The following is a 14,643-nucleotide window of genomic DNA, read 5'->3' on the forward strand; positions in this document are numbered from 1 at the left end:
CAGACGCGAAGCCCCGCACCTGCGGGGCTTTTTTTCGTGCCCACCCGGCAGGTAGCCTCCCAGACGGTCCCATACTAGATTCAAAAAGATAATCATCCAAACTAAAGACCCCCGGAGGCTATCTTTTTGAATCCCAGAGCACACCCCTCCCTGGCGGTCGGCGAAGCAAACGTCTCCCTTCCAAGGGGCGGTACCGCCCTCCGCCACGCGGATAACTTCGGTCGGCCGCCCCGCCAAGGCGGGGCGGCGTCACCATTCGGTGGCGAACCAACCAAATCTGGCATCAATAGCCGTCCACTACGAAACATTAAGGCCTCGAGGCCCACTATGAGCCTTCCTTAAAGCTAAAAGTCTTTCACACGGGCGAAAGAAAGCGTTAGAATGCCGCCTGGAGGAAAACACATGAGAAAATTCGCTGTCCTGGCCCTGTTTGTACTCCTCTTCAGCATGGCTTCGGCCCAACGCAACTGGATCGGGGTATCCTCACCCAGCTTCTTCGGCCTGCCGAGCGGTACTGGTGCGGGCTTGAGCTTGGTGCCCGGCTTCAGCCTCGGCCTGTCCGGGATTGTGGGCTTCGAGCGCCTGATCGGCGCGCTTGACCTGCGCGCTGCCGCCTCGCTGAGCATCAGCGGCGGGAGCTTCGGCATGACCCTGGGTGCGGACGTGCTCTACCCCCTCAACGCGACCGGTGACACCGTCTATTTCGGCGGTGGCCCCTTCCTGTTCCTGGGTGGTGGCAGCGCCGGGTTCGCCCTCCAGGGGGCGGTAGGTTATGAGAGCTTCGTGGCCCGCAACTGGAGCTGGTTTGTCGAACTGAACCCGCTCTTCGAGTTCAGCTCCAGCACTTTCGCCCTGACCGGCAAATTCGGCATCAACGTCTACCTGTAACCCCCGGCGTGGCCCCGGCTGAACCGGGGACCACCCCCCACGGCGGCGCGGGCGCGCCCGCGTAACGCCGAAGTAACGAAGCTGGCCTACACTGGTCCTCGAGGAACCCCTCGAGGACCGTCTCTTGCTGTCTTCCCCTGCGCCCTTTGGCCGGTCGGCTCGTGCTCGAGGCCGCCGCAGCGGCGGCGGGGAGGCTCGGAACGATGGGAGAAGGGGACTACCAGGACCTCATACTGCGCGTGGGGCTCGAGCCCCCGGGGCGGCACCGGCTCAGCCTGACCGGGGGCGAGGGCGGGGCCACCGCCGAGGCGGTGGTGGCGGCCCCGGGCGACGCCGAGCCCTGGCTGCAGCGGGCGCAGCAGGCCCAAAGCCTCGACGACCTGGGCCGCCTGGGGCGGGAACTTTACGGCCTGCTGTTCCCGGCCGGGCTGGGGGAGCTGTTGCGGCAGCACCTCGAGCGCCTGGGCAGCAGCGGCCGGCTGCGGCTGCAACTGCGCCTGCCGCCGGATTGGGCGGCCCTGCCCTGGGAGTACGTCTGCCTCGACGGGCCGGACTACGCCGGCGACGCCGGCTTCCTGGCGCTCGACCCCAGGGTCTCGCTGGTGCGGATGAGCCCCCAGCAGGGCGAACTCGGCACCCTCGAGGAGGCGCTCGAGCACGCCCCGCGCCAGCGCAAGGTGCTGGTGGCCCTGGCCTCGCCCGCCGAGGGGGGCTGGGAGGAGCTCGACCTCGAGCGCGAGCTCGGCCACATTGAGCGGGGGTTGGCGGAGGTGTGGGGCTACGCCCTCGAGCCCCTGCGCCAGCCCAGCCTCGAGGCGCTCGAGCGCGAGCTCGAGGCCCCCGCCGACGTGCTGCACTTCGCGGGGCACGGCGATTTCCGCGACGACGCGGGCTACGTGGTGCTGGTGGGCCCCCAGGGCCAGCCCCAACCGGTGCAGGCCCGCACCCTCGCCCTGACCCTGCGCCACCGCAAGGTCAGGCTCGTGGTGCTCAGCGCCTGCCACAGCGCCCGCCCGGCCCGGCGCTACCCCTGGGGCGGGGTGGCGGCCGGGCTGGTCGGGGCCGGGGTGCCCGCGGTGGTCGCGATGCAGTCAGTGTTCTCCGACGCCGCGGCCCTGATCTTCAGCCGGGAGCTCTACGCCGGCCTGGCCGAGGGCCGGGTGCTCGACGAGGCCCTGACCCAGGCCCGGCGGGCCCTGTACCGCGCCCACGCCACCCAGGAGGGCGTGCGGCCGGGCGAGTGGGGGGTCCCGGTGCTGCACCTGGCCCTCGCCCGCAGCCTGAGGCTCGAGGTCCCCAGCGGGGTGGTCCTGCGCGAGCTGGCGGCGGGCGAGTACGTGGCCTACGCCCGCGAGCCCGTGGGGGCCGGGGAGGTGGCCGCCCGCTGGCAGGCCCTGCTGCCGCCGAAGGCGCTGCCCTACAAGCGGCTCTCGCCCTACGGCCTGCGCGACCGCGTGCTCTTCGCCGGGCGGGAACGCGAGGCGGCGGAGTTGCTCGAGCTGCTGCGCCAGCGGCCCGTGGTGCTGCTGCAGGGCGGCGAGGGCGTGGGCAAGACCTCGCTAGCCGCGGCCGGGATCGCCCCCGTGTTCGTGGACGAGGGCTGGGCGGTGCTCCAGGTGCAGAACTACATGGAGAGCCGCCAGGGCCTGCGCGACCTGCTGGCCGAGGCCGCCCGGCAGGCCGGGTTGCCCTTCGAGGGGGAGCAGCCCGCGCAGTGGGCCCAGTCCTTGCAGGCCTGGGAGCAGAAGGGCCTCCTGGTGATCTTCGACCAGCTCGAGCGCCTGCTGGAGGCGCCGCGGGAGCGCCGCGAGAGCTTCTGGCACGGGCTGCGGGAGGGGCTGGCGGCGGCGCCGGAGCGGCTGCGGGTGCTGCTGGTGGCCCGCCAGTCGGAGCTCGAGCCCCTGCGCCAGGGGGTGCCCGACGAACTGCTGGCCCACGGCTACGCGCTCGAGCCGCTGGAGCTCGAGGCGGCCCGGCAGGCCCTGCGGGCCCCGCTCGAGCTCGAGCCCTTTTCCCGCGTCGCTCTCGACGGGCGGAGCTTCCAGGAGGCCTTGCTCGAGGACCTCGACGCCCTCAGCCCCGCGGCCCCCGGCCACGTCATGCCCGCCGACTTGCAGGTGGTGGCCTACCGGCTCTACCAGGCGGCCCTCGGCAGCGAGGACCGGCGCATGGGGGCCGAGCTGTACCGGCAACTCGGCGGGGCCGAGACCATCCGGGCGGGCTTCGTGGGCCAGATGCTCGAGGAGTACGGCCCCGAGCGCGAGCCGGTCCAGCGGCTGCTGCGCCGCCTGGCCGCCCAGCCGGTGCAGCACTGGCTCGGCCGCGAGCAATTGCTCGCCGGCGAAGCCGCCGAGGAGCTGCTCGAGTCGCTGATCCGGCGGGCCGTGCTCGCCCAGCGCCGCACCGCCCAGGGCTACGAGTACGCCTTCGCCAGCCCGGCGGTGCGGCGGGCGGTGCGGCGTTACCTGAGCCGGGTGGCCGGGGAGGGCTTCGACGTGGACGTGCAAGAGACCCTCGAGCGCGTCTGGGAGGCCTGGCTCAACCAGCCCGACTACCTGCCGGGCCCCCGGCAACTGCGCTACCTGGCCGCCGAGGGGCGCGAGCTCGCCTACACCCCCGAACAGGCCCTACTGCTGCTGCGCGCCGCGGTCGCCCACGACGAGAACCCGGCCCCCTGGGTGGAGGTGCTGCGCCAGGGGCAGGGCCCGGCCCTGCTCACGGCCCTCGAGCAGCCCGCCGCCCCCGCCGACCGGCTCGAGCAGGCCCGCAAGGTGCTGCAACTCCCCACCCACTACAGCCGCACCCTGAGCCAGGCGGCGGTGAGCGAGCGGCGGATGATCGCCCGCTACACCGCGGCCATGGCCCTGCAGGTGCCCTACCCCCAGCAGGCCGTGCTGCTGGGGAGGCTCGAGGAGGCGTTGGACGAGCTCAAGGGCTGGTGGCGCCAGCTCTGGCGGCGGGCCGAGCTGCGCGGCCTGCTGGCCGACGCCGACCCCGAGTTCGAGCGGCAGAACGCCAAGCTGCGCCCCGACGTCCAGCTCGCCATCTGGTACTGGCGCGTCAAGCGCCGCCTCATCCGCGACCGCCGGCCGCTGCTGTGGCTGGTGCTGGGCGGGGCGCTGGGCGCGGCCGCGGCTTTGGCCCTGCTGCGGGTGCTCACCGGCTTCCCCAACAACACCCTGCGGCTGGGCGGCATCGTGGGGCTGGTGGGCTACTTCGGGGCCATCGTGGGGGCGCTGGGCGTGCTGGGGCTGGCGCTGGGGCGGGTGCTGCAGCTTCAGCCCCTCCTGCCCCGCTCCCCGCCCACCCGCATGCAGGGCTTCTGGCTGCTGGGGCTGGGGGCGCTGGGCTTCGCGCTCGGCCAGACGGTGGTCAGCGTCTTCAGCGGGCTGCCCATGGAGCGGCTGGGCCAGACCCTGGCCCTGAGCGGCCTGGCCGGGCTGGGCCTGAGCGTGAGCCTGTGGCCCTTCCTGCCCGGGGCGGGGCCGGGCTGGCGGGCCGGGCTGCTGCGCTGGCTACCGCCCGTGCTGGCGTTCGTGGCCGCGCAGTGGCTGTACCTGGACGGGCCGGGCGGCCTCGAGCCCTACCCCTGTGGCAACACCTTGGTCCAGGTGCAGACCCCCGGCACCCAGGCCCTGCCGCTGGTCTTCACCCCCAGCGACGCCTACGTGACCTGGGCCAAGGAGCTCTGCCAGGTGGGGCTCTACGCCCTGCTGCGCTGGCCTGACGGCCTGTCGCTGCTGGACGCGGCGCTGGTGGGCCTGGCCCTGGCCGCCGGGCTGCACCTGAGCCTGCGCTGGGCCTGGCCCAGGGCCTCGAGGGGCCGGCCCAGGGAAGGGAGGTAAGGCATGCTGCGCGTCGTGATCGGAGCAGTCGCGGGGCTGGGGATGGCCCTTGCCGCCGTCCCGCCCGCCCCCACGTGCACCCCCCGGCTGTGGGCGGGGGTGGAGAACGTGAGCGTCACCCCAGGGCTGTTGCGGGTGCCCTCGCTGATGAAGCTCGAGCGCGACAACGTGTTCTTCTCCACCAGCCTCGACTTCAGCCAGCCCCTGCTCCGGGCGGGGGACGAGTTCAAGGACTTCCGCCCGCTGGTCCAGGGCAGCCGCGTCGCCACCGACGAGCGGGGCGAGGCCGCCATCAAGCTCGACAGCCCGCAGTGCCGCAGCGCCGCCGGGCAGGAGAGCGTGATCTTCCTCTTCCAGTCCAGCGGCCTGACCCTGAGCTCGTGCCGCAAGGAGAGCCAGGGCAACTTCGCCTGCGTGAGCGGGGGCAGCGCGGCCTTCCGCAACAGTTGCAGCAACCTCATCGTCGAGACCCCCAGCGCCCAGGTGCAGCTCGAGGGCACCTGGGTCGCCCTCACCTACCTGCCCGAGCGCCAGCTCAGCCTGCTGCAGGTCTACGAGGGCAGCACCCTCGCCCGGCGGGTCGAGGACTTCGACAACCAGACCCTGGGCGCTGCGACCCGCGTGAGCAAGGGGCAGTTCTGGTTCAGCATGCCTCCCTTCGTCGCCGGGAGCATCGCCGGCCTGAGCCCGGGCGCCAGCTACCCCCTTACCGAACTGCCCAAGCTCATCGAGGCGCTCGACCTCCAGCCCTGGATGAACCGCATCCTCGATCGGGCCGCCGACGACAAGCTCGTCGAACGCCCTCCCCGCGCCGACCCCTGGATCGCGGCGGGGTTGCTGGCGGTGTTCGCCGCCCTCGTCATCGCCGACCAGGCCGAGGAGGCGCCCAAGCCCGACCTGCTCATCCGCTCGGTCGAACTGCGCGACCGGGCGACCACCGGGGCCGGGGCCACGCTGTTCTTCCGGCTGGTGGCCTACAACCAGGGGAACGCTGCCGCGCGGCTGCGGGAGGTGCGGGTCGAGTCGCTCAGCGGGCGCACTCCGGCCGTGCTCCGGGCCCAGAGCAGCCTGCGGGGCGAGACCGAGGTCGCGGCCAGGGCCACGCTCGAGCTGACCGTGGCCGTGTACCTCCCCGAGGGACTGGGCCTGCCCGTCCGCTTCACCCTGGTCTCGCCCAACGACGCCGACCCCGGCAACAACAGCCGCGTCTACCGGACAGGAGGGGTGGAATGAGGGTGCTAGCGATCGTCCTGGCATTGGCGGCGGCCGGCTGCGGCCCCAGCGTGGTCACCGTGCGCTCCGGCGACCTGGGGACGTGGTTCAAAGGGCAGTACGGCCTCGAGCTCACCCAGGTCATCAAGCGCTTCGAGCCGGGGAAGGGGGCCGGTGCCGCCTACCGGGTGGGCGAGGCGGTGCGCTTCGTGCTCAACCTCGACCGCCAGGGCCACGTGGCGGTGATCAGCCTGGACCTCGACGCCCAGAGCACCCCCCGCCTGCTGGGGCGCTACTTCCTGGCCGCCGGGGACCAGGTGCTCCCGCCGCCCGGTGGACCCAGCGAGTACCGCCTCAGCCCGCCCGCCGGCTGGCAGCGCGTCCGGGTGATCTTCACCGACCGCCAGGGCCCCAGCGCGCTGAGCGCCCGCGACGGCGATGCGGCGACGGCGGCCTACATCCGCTCGAGCGGTGCGACGGTGTTCGACGTTGCTGAGACGTATTTGGTGATTCGCTGAGAGTGGCCGATGGCCGGGCGCTGGGGCGGGTCGTACGTCGTACGCGAGACGCAAAACGCAATACGCAAAACGCAAGACGCAAAACGCGAAACGCCTTGTTCCCCCCTTAGCAAGGGGGGCTGGGGGGGATATTCCTTCCCCGGCGCCGGGGAGGGGTAAACCACGAGCCACTAGCCTCCCGCTGACGGCTTGCGGCTTCTTTGCTGTCATCCCTCCTGGCCCAGGTTTTCCCACTCCACGGCCTGTCCGTCGGGTAGGGCTGCCTTCTGCTTGCTGGGGGAGAATTCCGCGAACCACTGCTTGAAGCCGGGCTCGAGGCCTACGAGCACCTTGTGTACCGTGGAGCGTTTGAGGGGGGCGGCCTCGAGAAGCCCCTTGAGCAATTGGTCGGCGTGTTTCTCGGCCAGCTCGGCGGCGAGGGTGGTGAAGCGGCCCTGGAACCAGAGCTGGTCGGCAAAGCCTGGTTTTTTGCGCTCGTAGCTGCCGAGCTGGGGGTCGCTGGGGGTGAGGTGGGTCAGGGTGCGGCCCCAGGCCCTCGCCAGGTGGAAGAAGTCGGGGTTGGTGCGGGAGAGGGCCAGCAGCCACAGGTAGTTGGCGAGGAATTCGTCCACCCAGCGCACCCGGGTGCGCAGGCCCCAGGCCACCGCCACCGCGTGGGCGTACTCGTGGCCCAGGTTGAGGTCGAGGAATTCCTCGACCTTGCCCGGCATCCCGGCCTGCTTGGCCGCCGGGAGAAGCACCTCGCGCAGGCGCCACAGCAGCCGCTCCGGGTAGCGGGCCGGGAGAAAGACGAACAACCCCCCGCTGGGGCTGGTTCGCTGGAAGGCGAAGCCGTAGGGGTTGCGCGCCCGTGCGTTCCAGTCCTCGAGGTTGAGCACCATCAGGTGGATGCTGGGGATGGGCCGGTAGACCTCGAGCGCCGAGCGCAGCTCGAGCAAATACCCCTGCATGGCCCTGGCCCTGAGCACCGAGCCCTCTGAGGCTTGTGTGGGGAGATCGGGGTGGGGGAGGGCCTGCACAGGGGAATTGTATGGAGGCCGTGCGGCAAACGCCAAGCGCTAAACGCCGATAGCCGATGGCCGAACGCGGGTCCTACGTCGTACGCAAAACGCCAAACGCCGAACGCCAAACGCCAAACGCAAAACGCAAGACGCCGTGTCACCCCCCTTAGCAAGGGGGGCTGGGGGGATACCCCCTCCCCGCGGGCGGGGAGGGACGGGGAGGGGTCACCACGAGCCACGGGCTACTAGCCTTCCGCTGACGGCTGAAAGCTGATAGCTGACGGCTTACCGCCTCCCGTTCACACGTACCCTAGCACTTCCTTGCGCCGCTTTCCCCACTCCAGCGCGGTGTGGATGCCGTCCTCGAGGCTCAGCTCGGTCTTCCAGCCCAGCAATTCCCAGGCTTTGTCGGCGTTGGCGTAGGCTCCGGCGGCGTCGCCGGGGCGGCGGGGGGCTTCGCGCTTGTTGATGGGGGAGCCCCACACGTTTTCGAAGGCCGACACGAGCTCTTTCACGGTGTTGCCGTGGCCGCTGCCGAGGTTGATGACCTCGTAGGGGTTGCCCGTTTTAGCCAGCGCCTCGTCGAAGCGCTCGACGGCCCGGACGTGGGCCATCGCCAGGTCCCACACGTGGATGTAGTCGCGGATGCCGGTGCCGTCGCGGGTGGGGTAGTCGGTGCCGGTGATCTGGAAGTAGGGGATCTTGCCCAGAGCGGTGTCCACCAGGCGGCCCAGCACGTGGGAGGGCTCGCGCACGTGCAGGCCGGAGCGCATCTGGGGGTCGGCGCCGATGGGGTTGAAGTAGCGCAGGGCGATCCCGCGCAGACGGGTGGCTCGAGCCAGGTCCTCGAGCACCATCTCCATCATGTACTTGGTGCGGGCGTAGGGGGAGTTGGGCTTGAGGGGGGAATCTTCGGTGACCCTGAACCCCGGCACGGTGTCGTAGATGGAGGCCGAGGAGCTGAAGACCACGCGGGGATAACCCAGCTCCTCGAGGTTCTTGAACAGCTCCAGCGACTTGCAGACGTTCTCGCGGTAGTAGAGGTAGGGCTGCTCGACCGACTCGGGGACCACGATCAGGGCGGCGCAGTGGATGGTGGCGTAAATGTCGGGGTGTTGGCGGAAGAGCCGCTCGAGCAGGCCGCGGTCGGCGATGTCGCCCTCGTAGAAGACGCGCCCGCGAACGAACTCGCGGGGGCCGGTGACGAGCGAATCGAGGATGATGGGGGTGTGCCCGGTGTCCTCCAGAGCGCTGGCGACCGTGCTGCCGATGTAGCCTGCTCCACCCGTGATCAGAACTTTCATGTGGCCCAGTATACACGAAGACAGTTTCTTTTGCTTACGATTACCTTCGATGACTTTCGATAGATTGCGCTCACTTGCAGTGAGCTTTTGGCGGGGAGGGCCGTCCTGGCCGGTCTGTTCCCCTGGCGTACCCGACTCGGGAAATGGTACTACGATCGGCTCCGGCGCGCTGCTATACTCTTGGGAATATGTTGCGGACCGCTCCCGAACCCGCCAGCAGGATCGAAAAAATCGCCCTCGAGGCCCTCACCTTCGACGACGTGCTGCTCATCCCCGCGTACTCCGAGGTCTTGCCCAAGGAGGTCGCCACCCGCACGCGGCTGACCCGACGGTTATGGATCAACATCCCGGTGCTCTCGGCGGCGATGGACACCGTCACCGAGGAGGCGATGGCCGTCGCCATGGCCCGGGAGGGCGGCTTGGGGGTCATCCACAAGAACCTCTCCGTCGAGGAGCAGGCCGCCATGGTGCGCAAGGTCAAGCGCTCCGAGGCGGGCATGATCCACGACCCCGTGACCCTGCCGCCCACCGCGACCCTCGAGGACGCCGAGCGCCTGATGCGCGAGTACAAGATCGGCGGGCTGCCGGTGGTCGATTTCTTCGGCAAGCTGCTCGGCCTCGTCACCAACCGTGACCTGCGCTTCGAGCGCGACCTGCGCCGCCCGGTCTCCGAGGTCATGACCCCCTTCGAACGCCTGGTCATGGCCCCGCCCGGGACCACGCTCGAGGAGGCCGAAGAGCTGCTGCGCCAGCACAAGATCGAGAAGCTGCCCCTCGTCGACGGCGAGGGCAAGCTCCGCGGCCTGCTGACGCTGAAGGACCTCAGCAAGCGCCGCAAGTACCCCCACGCCGCCAAGGACTCCCAGGGCCGCCTGCTGGTGGGGGCCGCGGTGGGGGTTTCCAAGGACCTCGACGACCGGGCCGCCGCCCTGGTCGAGGCCGGGGTGGACGTGCTGGTGCTCGACAGCGCCCACGGCCACAGCCGGGGCATCTTGCAGGCGCTGCAGAGCCTCAAGGGCCGCTACGGCGACGGGGTCCAGGTCATCGCGGGCAACGTGGCGACTGCCGAGGGCGCCCGCGCCCTGGCCGAGAACGGCGCCGACGCGGTAAAGGTGGGCATCGGCCCGGGCTCGATCTGCACCACGCGGGTGGTGACCGGGGTGGGGGTGCCGCAGATCACGGCGATCCTCGAGGCCGTGCGCGGCCTGGAGGGCCTGGACGTGCCGGTCATCGCCGACGGGGGCATCAAGTACTCCGGCGACGTGGCTAAGGCCCTGGCGGCGGGCGCCCACAGCGTGATGCTGGGCTCGATGCTGGCGGGCACCGAGGAGTCCCCGGGCGAGGAGGTGCTCAAGGACGGCCGCCGCTACAAGCTCTACCGGGGCATGGGCTCGCTGGGGGCCATGCGCCAGGGCTCGGCCGACCGCTACTTCCAAGACTCCGGCCGCGGCGAGAAGACCGAGGCCAAGAAGCTCGTCCCCGAGGGCATCGAGGGCATGGTGCCGTTCAAGGGCCCGGTGGGCGACGTGCTCTACCAGGTGGTGGGCGGCCTGCGCGCGGCCATGGGCTACTGCGGCACCCCGGACATCGAAGCCTTCCGCACCCAGACCCGCTTCGCTCGCATCACCAACGCCGGCCTGATCGAGAGCCACCCCCACGACGTGGTGGTGGTCAAGGAAGCGCCCAACTACTCGCGCTGAGCCCGCGCGGGTGCGGGGCCGGGCCCCGGCGTGGTACAACCATGCCGTGAAGCGTTTATCGTGGGTGATCTGGGCTGCTCTTGCGGCGGCTATAGCCCAGGGAACGGTTTCGCTAGGGCGTTATGAAACCCCGGGAAGCCGGGTGGTGTACTTCAGCGAGGGCAAGGCGGGGCACCACTACCGGCTGTACAGCAAGGCGGCGGTGGGGGAGACCTTTCTCATCTATGCCCGGGCCTCGGGGGTGCTCTCGAGCACGGTCCCTGCGTGCCAGACCTGGACCTACCAGGGCATCCTCTCCGAGAGCTTTGTCTTCGAATTGTCCGAGTTCAACGCGGCCCGGGACTCGGCCTCCGCCCGCGCGCTCATCGCCCAGGCCGGGCGGGCCAGCCGGGCGGGCGACACCCGCGGCTACGCCCAGGCCGTGACCCTGCTGTGCGGCAGCGGCGAGCTGGGGATCGGGCCGCTGAGGACCCGCACGGTCTACGTGCCGGTGCAGTTCGTGACCCGCTTCAGCACCTCGGGGATGCTGGGCCGCCCGGTGGTGCTCAAGCTGATGTTCAACCCCGACGACTACTCCCTCGAGGCCGACCTCGAGCCGCGCTAGCGCGGCTCGCCGGGTCGTCCCGCGGAGGTTCAGCCGCCATTCAGTTCGACCTCAGCCCCGGGTTCTAGCCTTCGCCCATGAGCCGGTTGATGTGGCTTTTATCCCTGCTCTGGCTGGGAATCCTGGTGTACGGGCTGATGGACCACCTCGCCGAACAGCAGGCCGTACAGGGCCCCGTCTCGCACCACTCAACCCTGCTGCTCGCCTGAGGGTTCCCTCACCGGCCGGCCTGGCTCTGGAGCTTCTCGAGCGCCTCACGGGCCTGGCTGTAGCCGGGCTTGTAGCGCAGCGCCGCCCGCAGGTCGCCGATGGCGGCCTGGGTCTTGCCCAGCGCGGCCCGGGCCATGGCCCGCCAGTAGTAGGACTCCTCGTGGTCGCTGACGCGCCCGAGCACGTCGCTGGTCAGGGCGATGACGTCCTGATAGCGCCCGGTCCGGTGGTAGGCCTCGAGCGGGGTGAACTGGTACCACAGCATGCGCCAGGGCCAGTTGGACACCGCGTTGCCCGGGCGGCCCGGGTCGTAGTCCCGCCGCAGGGGCAGGCTGCGGGAGCGGTCGAAGGCGCGGGCCGCGCCCTTGGCGTCGCCGGCGCGCAGGAGGCTGGTGCCCAGGTTGAACCAGGCGAAGGCGTTGGAAGGCTGGGCCTGGGTCTCCTCGCGGGCGAGCTCGAGGGAGAGCCGCCAGAGGGCACGGCTGTTCAGCCGCTCCCCCAGGATGGCCTCGATCTTGGGGGCCTGCTTGGCCGTGTAGACCACCAGATAGGTGCGGTTGAAGACCTGCCACAGGCCGTCGAAGTCGCCGTAGCGCAGGGTGACCTTGGGGCCGTAGTAGGAGTCGAAGGCGTTGAAGATGCCCTTCTTGTCGTCGTAGCCGACCAGCAGGCGGTAGTGCCCCATACCGCCGGAGTCCGGGGTGACGAACCAGGTCTCCACGATCACGGGGAAGCCCGCCGCGATCAGGCGCTTGAGCAGGGCGGTGTTGCCCGCGACCCCGTGGTGCGCCCTGAACCCCTGGGCACGGGCATAGGCCGCCATCTCCTCGGGGCCGACGTTCTTGTCCTGCTTGTTGGGCTTGAGCACCGGGGCGATCTGGTACTGGGTGTCGCGCCCGCCCCAGAAGCTCATCGCCATGCCGATGGTCACGGGGCCGCAGTTGTTGAAGCGCTGGTACTCGTGGCGCGCGCCTTGCAGGAAGACGTTGGGGGGTAGCTCGGCCGCACAGGCCAAGCCCAGCAGGGTGAACAAGAGAATTACCGTTCGCATGGCTTAATCTCCGAACAGCTCGTCGAAGGCCCGTTTGCTCCCGGACCTGTTGCTGAGGCGGTAGAGGTCGCCCTTGAGCTCGAGCCGCCCTTCCTGGAGCAAGGCCTCGAGGGCGCGGGCGAGCTCGAGGCGCGAGAGGCTCTCGCCCTCCTCGTCCAGCCAGCGCTGGATATCGTTGGCGGTGGCGAAGCGCAGGCGCTCCACCGCCCGCAGGACCCAGCCCCGGGTATCCATGAGCCCCAGGCTACAAGAAGACCCCGGCACCGTCTCGAGCCGGGGCACATTTCCCGGGGTGGGCTGGGGCAGAAAATGTAAAGGATGGGTGGAGGGAGTGGGCCTGTTCAAATGCGGTTTTAATGTCGCACAATAACGGGGTGGACCCCTATCGGGAGTATCAGGACTACGTCGTGGCTCACCGGCTGCGATCTGAATTGGGGGAACGCATTCCGCCCTTGTTTTCACTCTCCGAGTATGCGGCCCTACGCCTCGAGCGCAGCGAACTCGTGCGCAAGCTCGTGGCCCGGCAGGGGGACCCGACCCTGCTCAACCAGATCGAAGAACTCACCGACGACCTCAACTACGGCTTCTGGTCGAACCCGGGCACCCTCAAGGCCTTCCTGGGCCGGGTCACGCCCAGCACCCACCCCGTCCTCAGCAGCCCGGAGGCCTTCGAGCGGCTGCTCTCCCCGACGGAGCGCTCGAGGCTGCCCGAGCCCGGCCTGGCGGGCCGTTACTACCTCGGCTGGTTCCGCCTGCCCAACCTGGTGATGGAACCCCTGGCCTTCGAGGCCGCCCTGCGGGAGCAGGAGAGCCTGGGCGAGCGGCTGGGGTTGTTCCTGGACGCGTTTAACCGGGTGGTGGGGTAGGGGTTGATGGGCGGTAGCTGAACGCTGGGCGCGGGTCGTACTCCTGTGTCGTATGTCCTACGTCGTACGTCGTACGCCAAACGCCAAACGCCGAACGCAAAACGCAAGACGCAAAACGCAAGACGCAAAACGCAAAACGCCAGACGCAAAACGCCAGACGCAAAACGCCAGACGCAAAACGCAAGACGCAAAACGCAAGACGCAAAACGCAAGACGTGTGTCCTACGTCTTCGCTGTACGCCTTGACCCTTGACGAACCACCAGCCACCAGCTTTACTACCCGAATCGTGCGATTAAAACGCCATAGCCCTGGCCTAGCCTGATGCTCAGGCCATGGGGGCTGGTCGCGTGGTTGGAGAGGGTGAGGCTGTCGCCTAAGGGTACGGCGGCTTGGGTGAGTTCCCAGCGGGCGCCCTGGATGTCGAGGCCGTGCAGGTCGGCGAGGGGGACGAGGCTGAAGGAGGTGGAGGGGGGGAGGTCGAAGCGGTGGGGGCCGGGCAGGAGGGGGTGGGCCTCCTCGAGGCCGCTGCTGAGCATTACCTTCAAGCCCTGGCGGGACAGGGCCAGGGCCAGGGTGAGGTGGGCTAAGCTGTGGTCGCTCTGCCCGCCGAGCGCGCCCAGCAGCAGCACTTCGGCGGCGCCCCTCGAGCGGGCGGCGGCGATGGCGAGTTCGCCGTCGGTCTTGTCCTTCTCGGGCGGGTAGGCCTCGCGGGGCACGGCGGGGTAGCGGGCCAGGAGCTCGGGGGGGCTCGAGTCGAAGTCCCCGACCCACAGCTCCACGGGGAGGCCCAGGGCCTCGGCGTGGGCCATGCCGCCGTCGGCGGCGATCACCCGGCAGCCGGTCCCGGCCTCGAGCTGCCCCCTCAGCCGGGGGGTGACCACCAGCGGGCCGCCCAGCAGGACGGCGAAGCGGCTCATGCGCCCTCCAGCGGCACGGCCTGGCCGAGGTCGAGGCTGAGGGGCAGGGTCTCGCCCTCGCGCCAGCGGCCGTCGGGGGTCTCGTGGTACAGGCGCAGCCCCTGCCAGTCCAGCCAGTAGCCGGTGCGCTCGCCCAGGAACAGGCGCTCGAGCACCCGCGCGCCCACTCCCTCCCCCACGCCCAGCGCGGCCGAGGGGAGAAGGTGGGCTCGAGGGGGCAGCCCCAGCCGCTCGGCCTGCTCCGGCGTGAGCAGGTTGCGGTGACCCAGGAAGCGGGCCACCCAGGCGTCGGCGGGGCGGTGGTAGAGGGCTTCGGGGGAGCCCACCTGGGCCAGGCGGCCCTCGCGCATCACCGCGACCTGGTCGGCCAGGAGGAAGGCCTCCTGCTGGTCGTGGGTGACCACGACGGCGGTGGGGCCGCCGCCCGCGAGCAGGGCCCGCAGCTCGAGGATCAGCGCCTCGCGCAGCCGGCGGTCGAGGGCCCCCAGCGGCTCGTCGAGCAGCAGCAGGTCGGGGCCGGGGGCCA

Annotated in this window: 14 protein-coding genes; 8 read left to right on the forward strand and 6 right to left on the reverse strand. The window is 70.3% G+C overall.

Features of this window, described 5'->3' with window-relative positions:
• The first annotated feature begins 402 nt into the window (after window positions 1-402).
• The 4 genes from MEICH_RS24920 to MEICH_RS0112475 all read left to right on the forward strand — a co-directional run bounded on the left by MEICH_RS24920 (window position 403) and on the right by MEICH_RS0112475 (window position 6,463).
• Entirely contained in the window at window positions 403-888 is a 486-nt protein-coding gene (locus tag MEICH_RS24920) for a hypothetical protein (RefSeq protein WP_051304136.1), read from the forward strand.
• 203 nt (window positions 889-1,091) lie between these two features.
• The gene (locus MEICH_RS0112465; RefSeq protein ID WP_027892897.1) at window positions 1,092-4,733 is read left to right on the forward strand and encodes a CHAT domain-containing protein; all 3,642 of its coding nucleotides are present in this window, start codon (window positions 1,092-1,094) and stop codon (window positions 4,731-4,733) included.
• 3 nt (window positions 4,734-4,736) lie between these two features.
• Window positions 4,737-5,966 (forward strand): hypothetical protein, encoded by a 1,230-nt coding sequence (locus tag MEICH_RS0112470; protein ID WP_157202765.1) that lies wholly within the window; start codon window positions 4,737-4,739, stop codon window positions 5,964-5,966.
• Window positions 5,963-6,463, forward strand: coding sequence for a DUF4384 domain-containing protein (locus MEICH_RS0112475; protein WP_027892899.1), 501 nt, complete (start codon window positions 5,963-5,965; stop codon window positions 6,461-6,463). Before MEICH_RS0112470 ends, MEICH_RS0112475 begins: the two co-directional genes overlap by 4 nt.
• A gap of 206 nt (window positions 6,464-6,669) precedes the next feature.
• On the opposite strand, the gene MEICH_RS0112480 is transcribed toward MEICH_RS0112475, so the two are convergent.
• Window positions 6,670-7,482: a hypothetical protein gene (locus tag MEICH_RS0112480; RefSeq protein WP_027892900.1), complete on the reverse strand. Its 813-nt coding sequence runs from the start codon at window positions 7,480-7,482 to the stop codon at window positions 6,670-6,672.
• A gap of 281 nt (window positions 7,483-7,763) precedes the next feature.
• The gene (gene galE / locus MEICH_RS0112485; protein WP_027892901.1) at window positions 7,764-8,768 is read right to left on the reverse strand and encodes a UDP-glucose 4-epimerase GalE; all 1,005 of its coding nucleotides are present in this window, start codon (window positions 8,766-8,768) and stop codon (window positions 7,764-7,766) included.
• A 188-nt stretch (window positions 8,769-8,956) separates the two neighbouring features.
• Here galE and guaB point away from each other — a divergent pair, with 188 nt between their 5' ends.
• The 3 genes from guaB to MEICH_RS30470 all read left to right on the forward strand — a co-directional run bounded on the left by guaB (window position 8,957) and on the right by MEICH_RS30470 (window position 11,281).
• Window positions 8,957-10,468, forward strand: a complete 1,512-nt coding sequence (gene guaB / locus MEICH_RS0112490; RefSeq protein WP_051304138.1) for an IMP dehydrogenase — start codon at window positions 8,957-8,959, stop codon at window positions 10,466-10,468.
• Between the two features lie 46 nt (window positions 10,469-10,514).
• Window positions 10,515-11,072 (forward strand): hypothetical protein, encoded by a 558-nt coding sequence (locus tag MEICH_RS0112495; RefSeq protein ID WP_169730668.1) that lies wholly within the window; start codon window positions 10,515-10,517, stop codon window positions 11,070-11,072.
• Window positions 11,073-11,149: 77 nt separating this feature from the next.
• Window positions 11,150-11,281: a hypothetical protein gene (locus MEICH_RS30470; RefSeq protein ID WP_275052617.1), complete on the forward strand. Its 132-nt coding sequence runs from the start codon at window positions 11,150-11,152 to the stop codon at window positions 11,279-11,281.
• 8 nt (window positions 11,282-11,289) lie between these two features.
• On the opposite strand, the gene MEICH_RS0112505 is transcribed toward MEICH_RS30470, so the two are convergent.
• Together MEICH_RS0112505 and MEICH_RS0112510 are read right to left on the reverse strand one after the other, a co-directional pair.
• Entirely contained in the window at window positions 11,290-12,333 is a 1,044-nt protein-coding gene (locus MEICH_RS0112505; RefSeq protein ID WP_027892904.1) for a C39 family peptidase, read from the reverse strand.
• Window positions 12,334-12,336: 3 nt separating this feature from the next.
• A complete protein-coding gene (locus MEICH_RS0112510) occupies window positions 12,337-12,567 on the reverse strand; it encodes a hypothetical protein (protein ID WP_027892905.1) in 231 nt (76 codons plus the stop codon).
• Between the two features lie 140 nt (window positions 12,568-12,707).
• Between MEICH_RS0112510 and MEICH_RS0112515 the strand changes: the two genes are divergently transcribed.
• On the forward strand, window positions 12,708-13,199 hold the full coding sequence (locus MEICH_RS0112515) for a hypothetical protein (RefSeq protein ID WP_027892906.1): 492 nt from the start codon (window positions 12,708-12,710) through the stop codon (window positions 13,197-13,199).
• A 276-nt stretch (window positions 13,200-13,475) separates the two neighbouring features.
• Here MEICH_RS0112515 and MEICH_RS0112520 read toward each other — a convergent pair whose 3' ends face one another.
• Complete coding sequence (locus MEICH_RS0112520; protein WP_027892907.1) at window positions 13,476-14,117, reverse strand: thiamine diphosphokinase; 642 nt, start codon at window positions 14,115-14,117, stop codon at window positions 13,476-13,478.
• Window positions 14,114-14,643: ATP-binding cassette domain-containing protein (locus tag MEICH_RS24925; protein WP_476695755.1), on the reverse strand; the 530-nt coding region annotated here is incomplete at its 5' end. The genes MEICH_RS24925 and MEICH_RS0112520, both read right to left, overlap by 4 nt.

It is taken from the genome of Calidithermus chliarophilus DSM 9957 (genome assembly GCF_000430045.1).
Taxonomy (GTDB): Bacteria; Deinococcota; Deinococci; order Deinococcales; family Thermaceae; genus Calidithermus; species Calidithermus chliarophilus.

Bases quoted from the DNA above. Each gene is read 5' to 3' on its own strand.
- MEICH_RS0112475 (WP_027892899.1), top strand. From the start codon at position 5,963: ATGAGGGTGCTAGCGATCGTCCTGGCATTGGCGGCGGCCGGCTGCGGC.
- MEICH_RS30470 (WP_275052617.1), top strand. From the start codon at position 11,150: ATGAGCCGGTTGATGTGGCTTTTATCCCTGCTCTGGCTGGGAATCCTG.
- MEICH_RS24920 (WP_051304136.1), top strand. From the start codon at position 403: ATGAGAAAATTCGCTGTCCTGGCCCTGTTTGTACTCCTCTTCAGCATG.
- MEICH_RS0112465 (WP_027892897.1), top strand. From the start codon at position 1,092: ATGGGAGAAGGGGACTACCAGGACCTCATACTGCGCGTGGGGCTCGAG.
- guaB (WP_051304138.1), top strand. From the start codon at position 8,957: ATGTTGCGGACCGCTCCCGAACCCGCCAGCAGGATCGAAAAAATCGCC.
- MEICH_RS0112505 (WP_027892904.1), bottom strand. From the start codon at position 12,333: ATGCGAACGGTAATTCTCTTGTTCACCCTGCTGGGCTTGGCCTGTGCG.
- galE (WP_027892901.1), bottom strand. From the start codon at position 8,768: ATGAAAGTTCTGATCACGGGTGGAGCAGGCTACATCGGCAGCACGGTC.
- MEICH_RS0112520 (WP_027892907.1), bottom strand. From the start codon at position 14,117: ATGAGCCGCTTCGCCGTCCTGCTGGGCGGCCCGCTGGTGGTCACCCCC.
- MEICH_RS0112470 (WP_157202765.1), top strand. From the start codon at position 4,737: ATGCTGCGCGTCGTGATCGGAGCAGTCGCGGGGCTGGGGATGGCCCTT.
- MEICH_RS0112510 (WP_027892905.1), bottom strand. From the start codon at position 12,567: ATGGATACCCGGGGCTGGGTCCTGCGGGCGGTGGAGCGCCTGCGCTTC.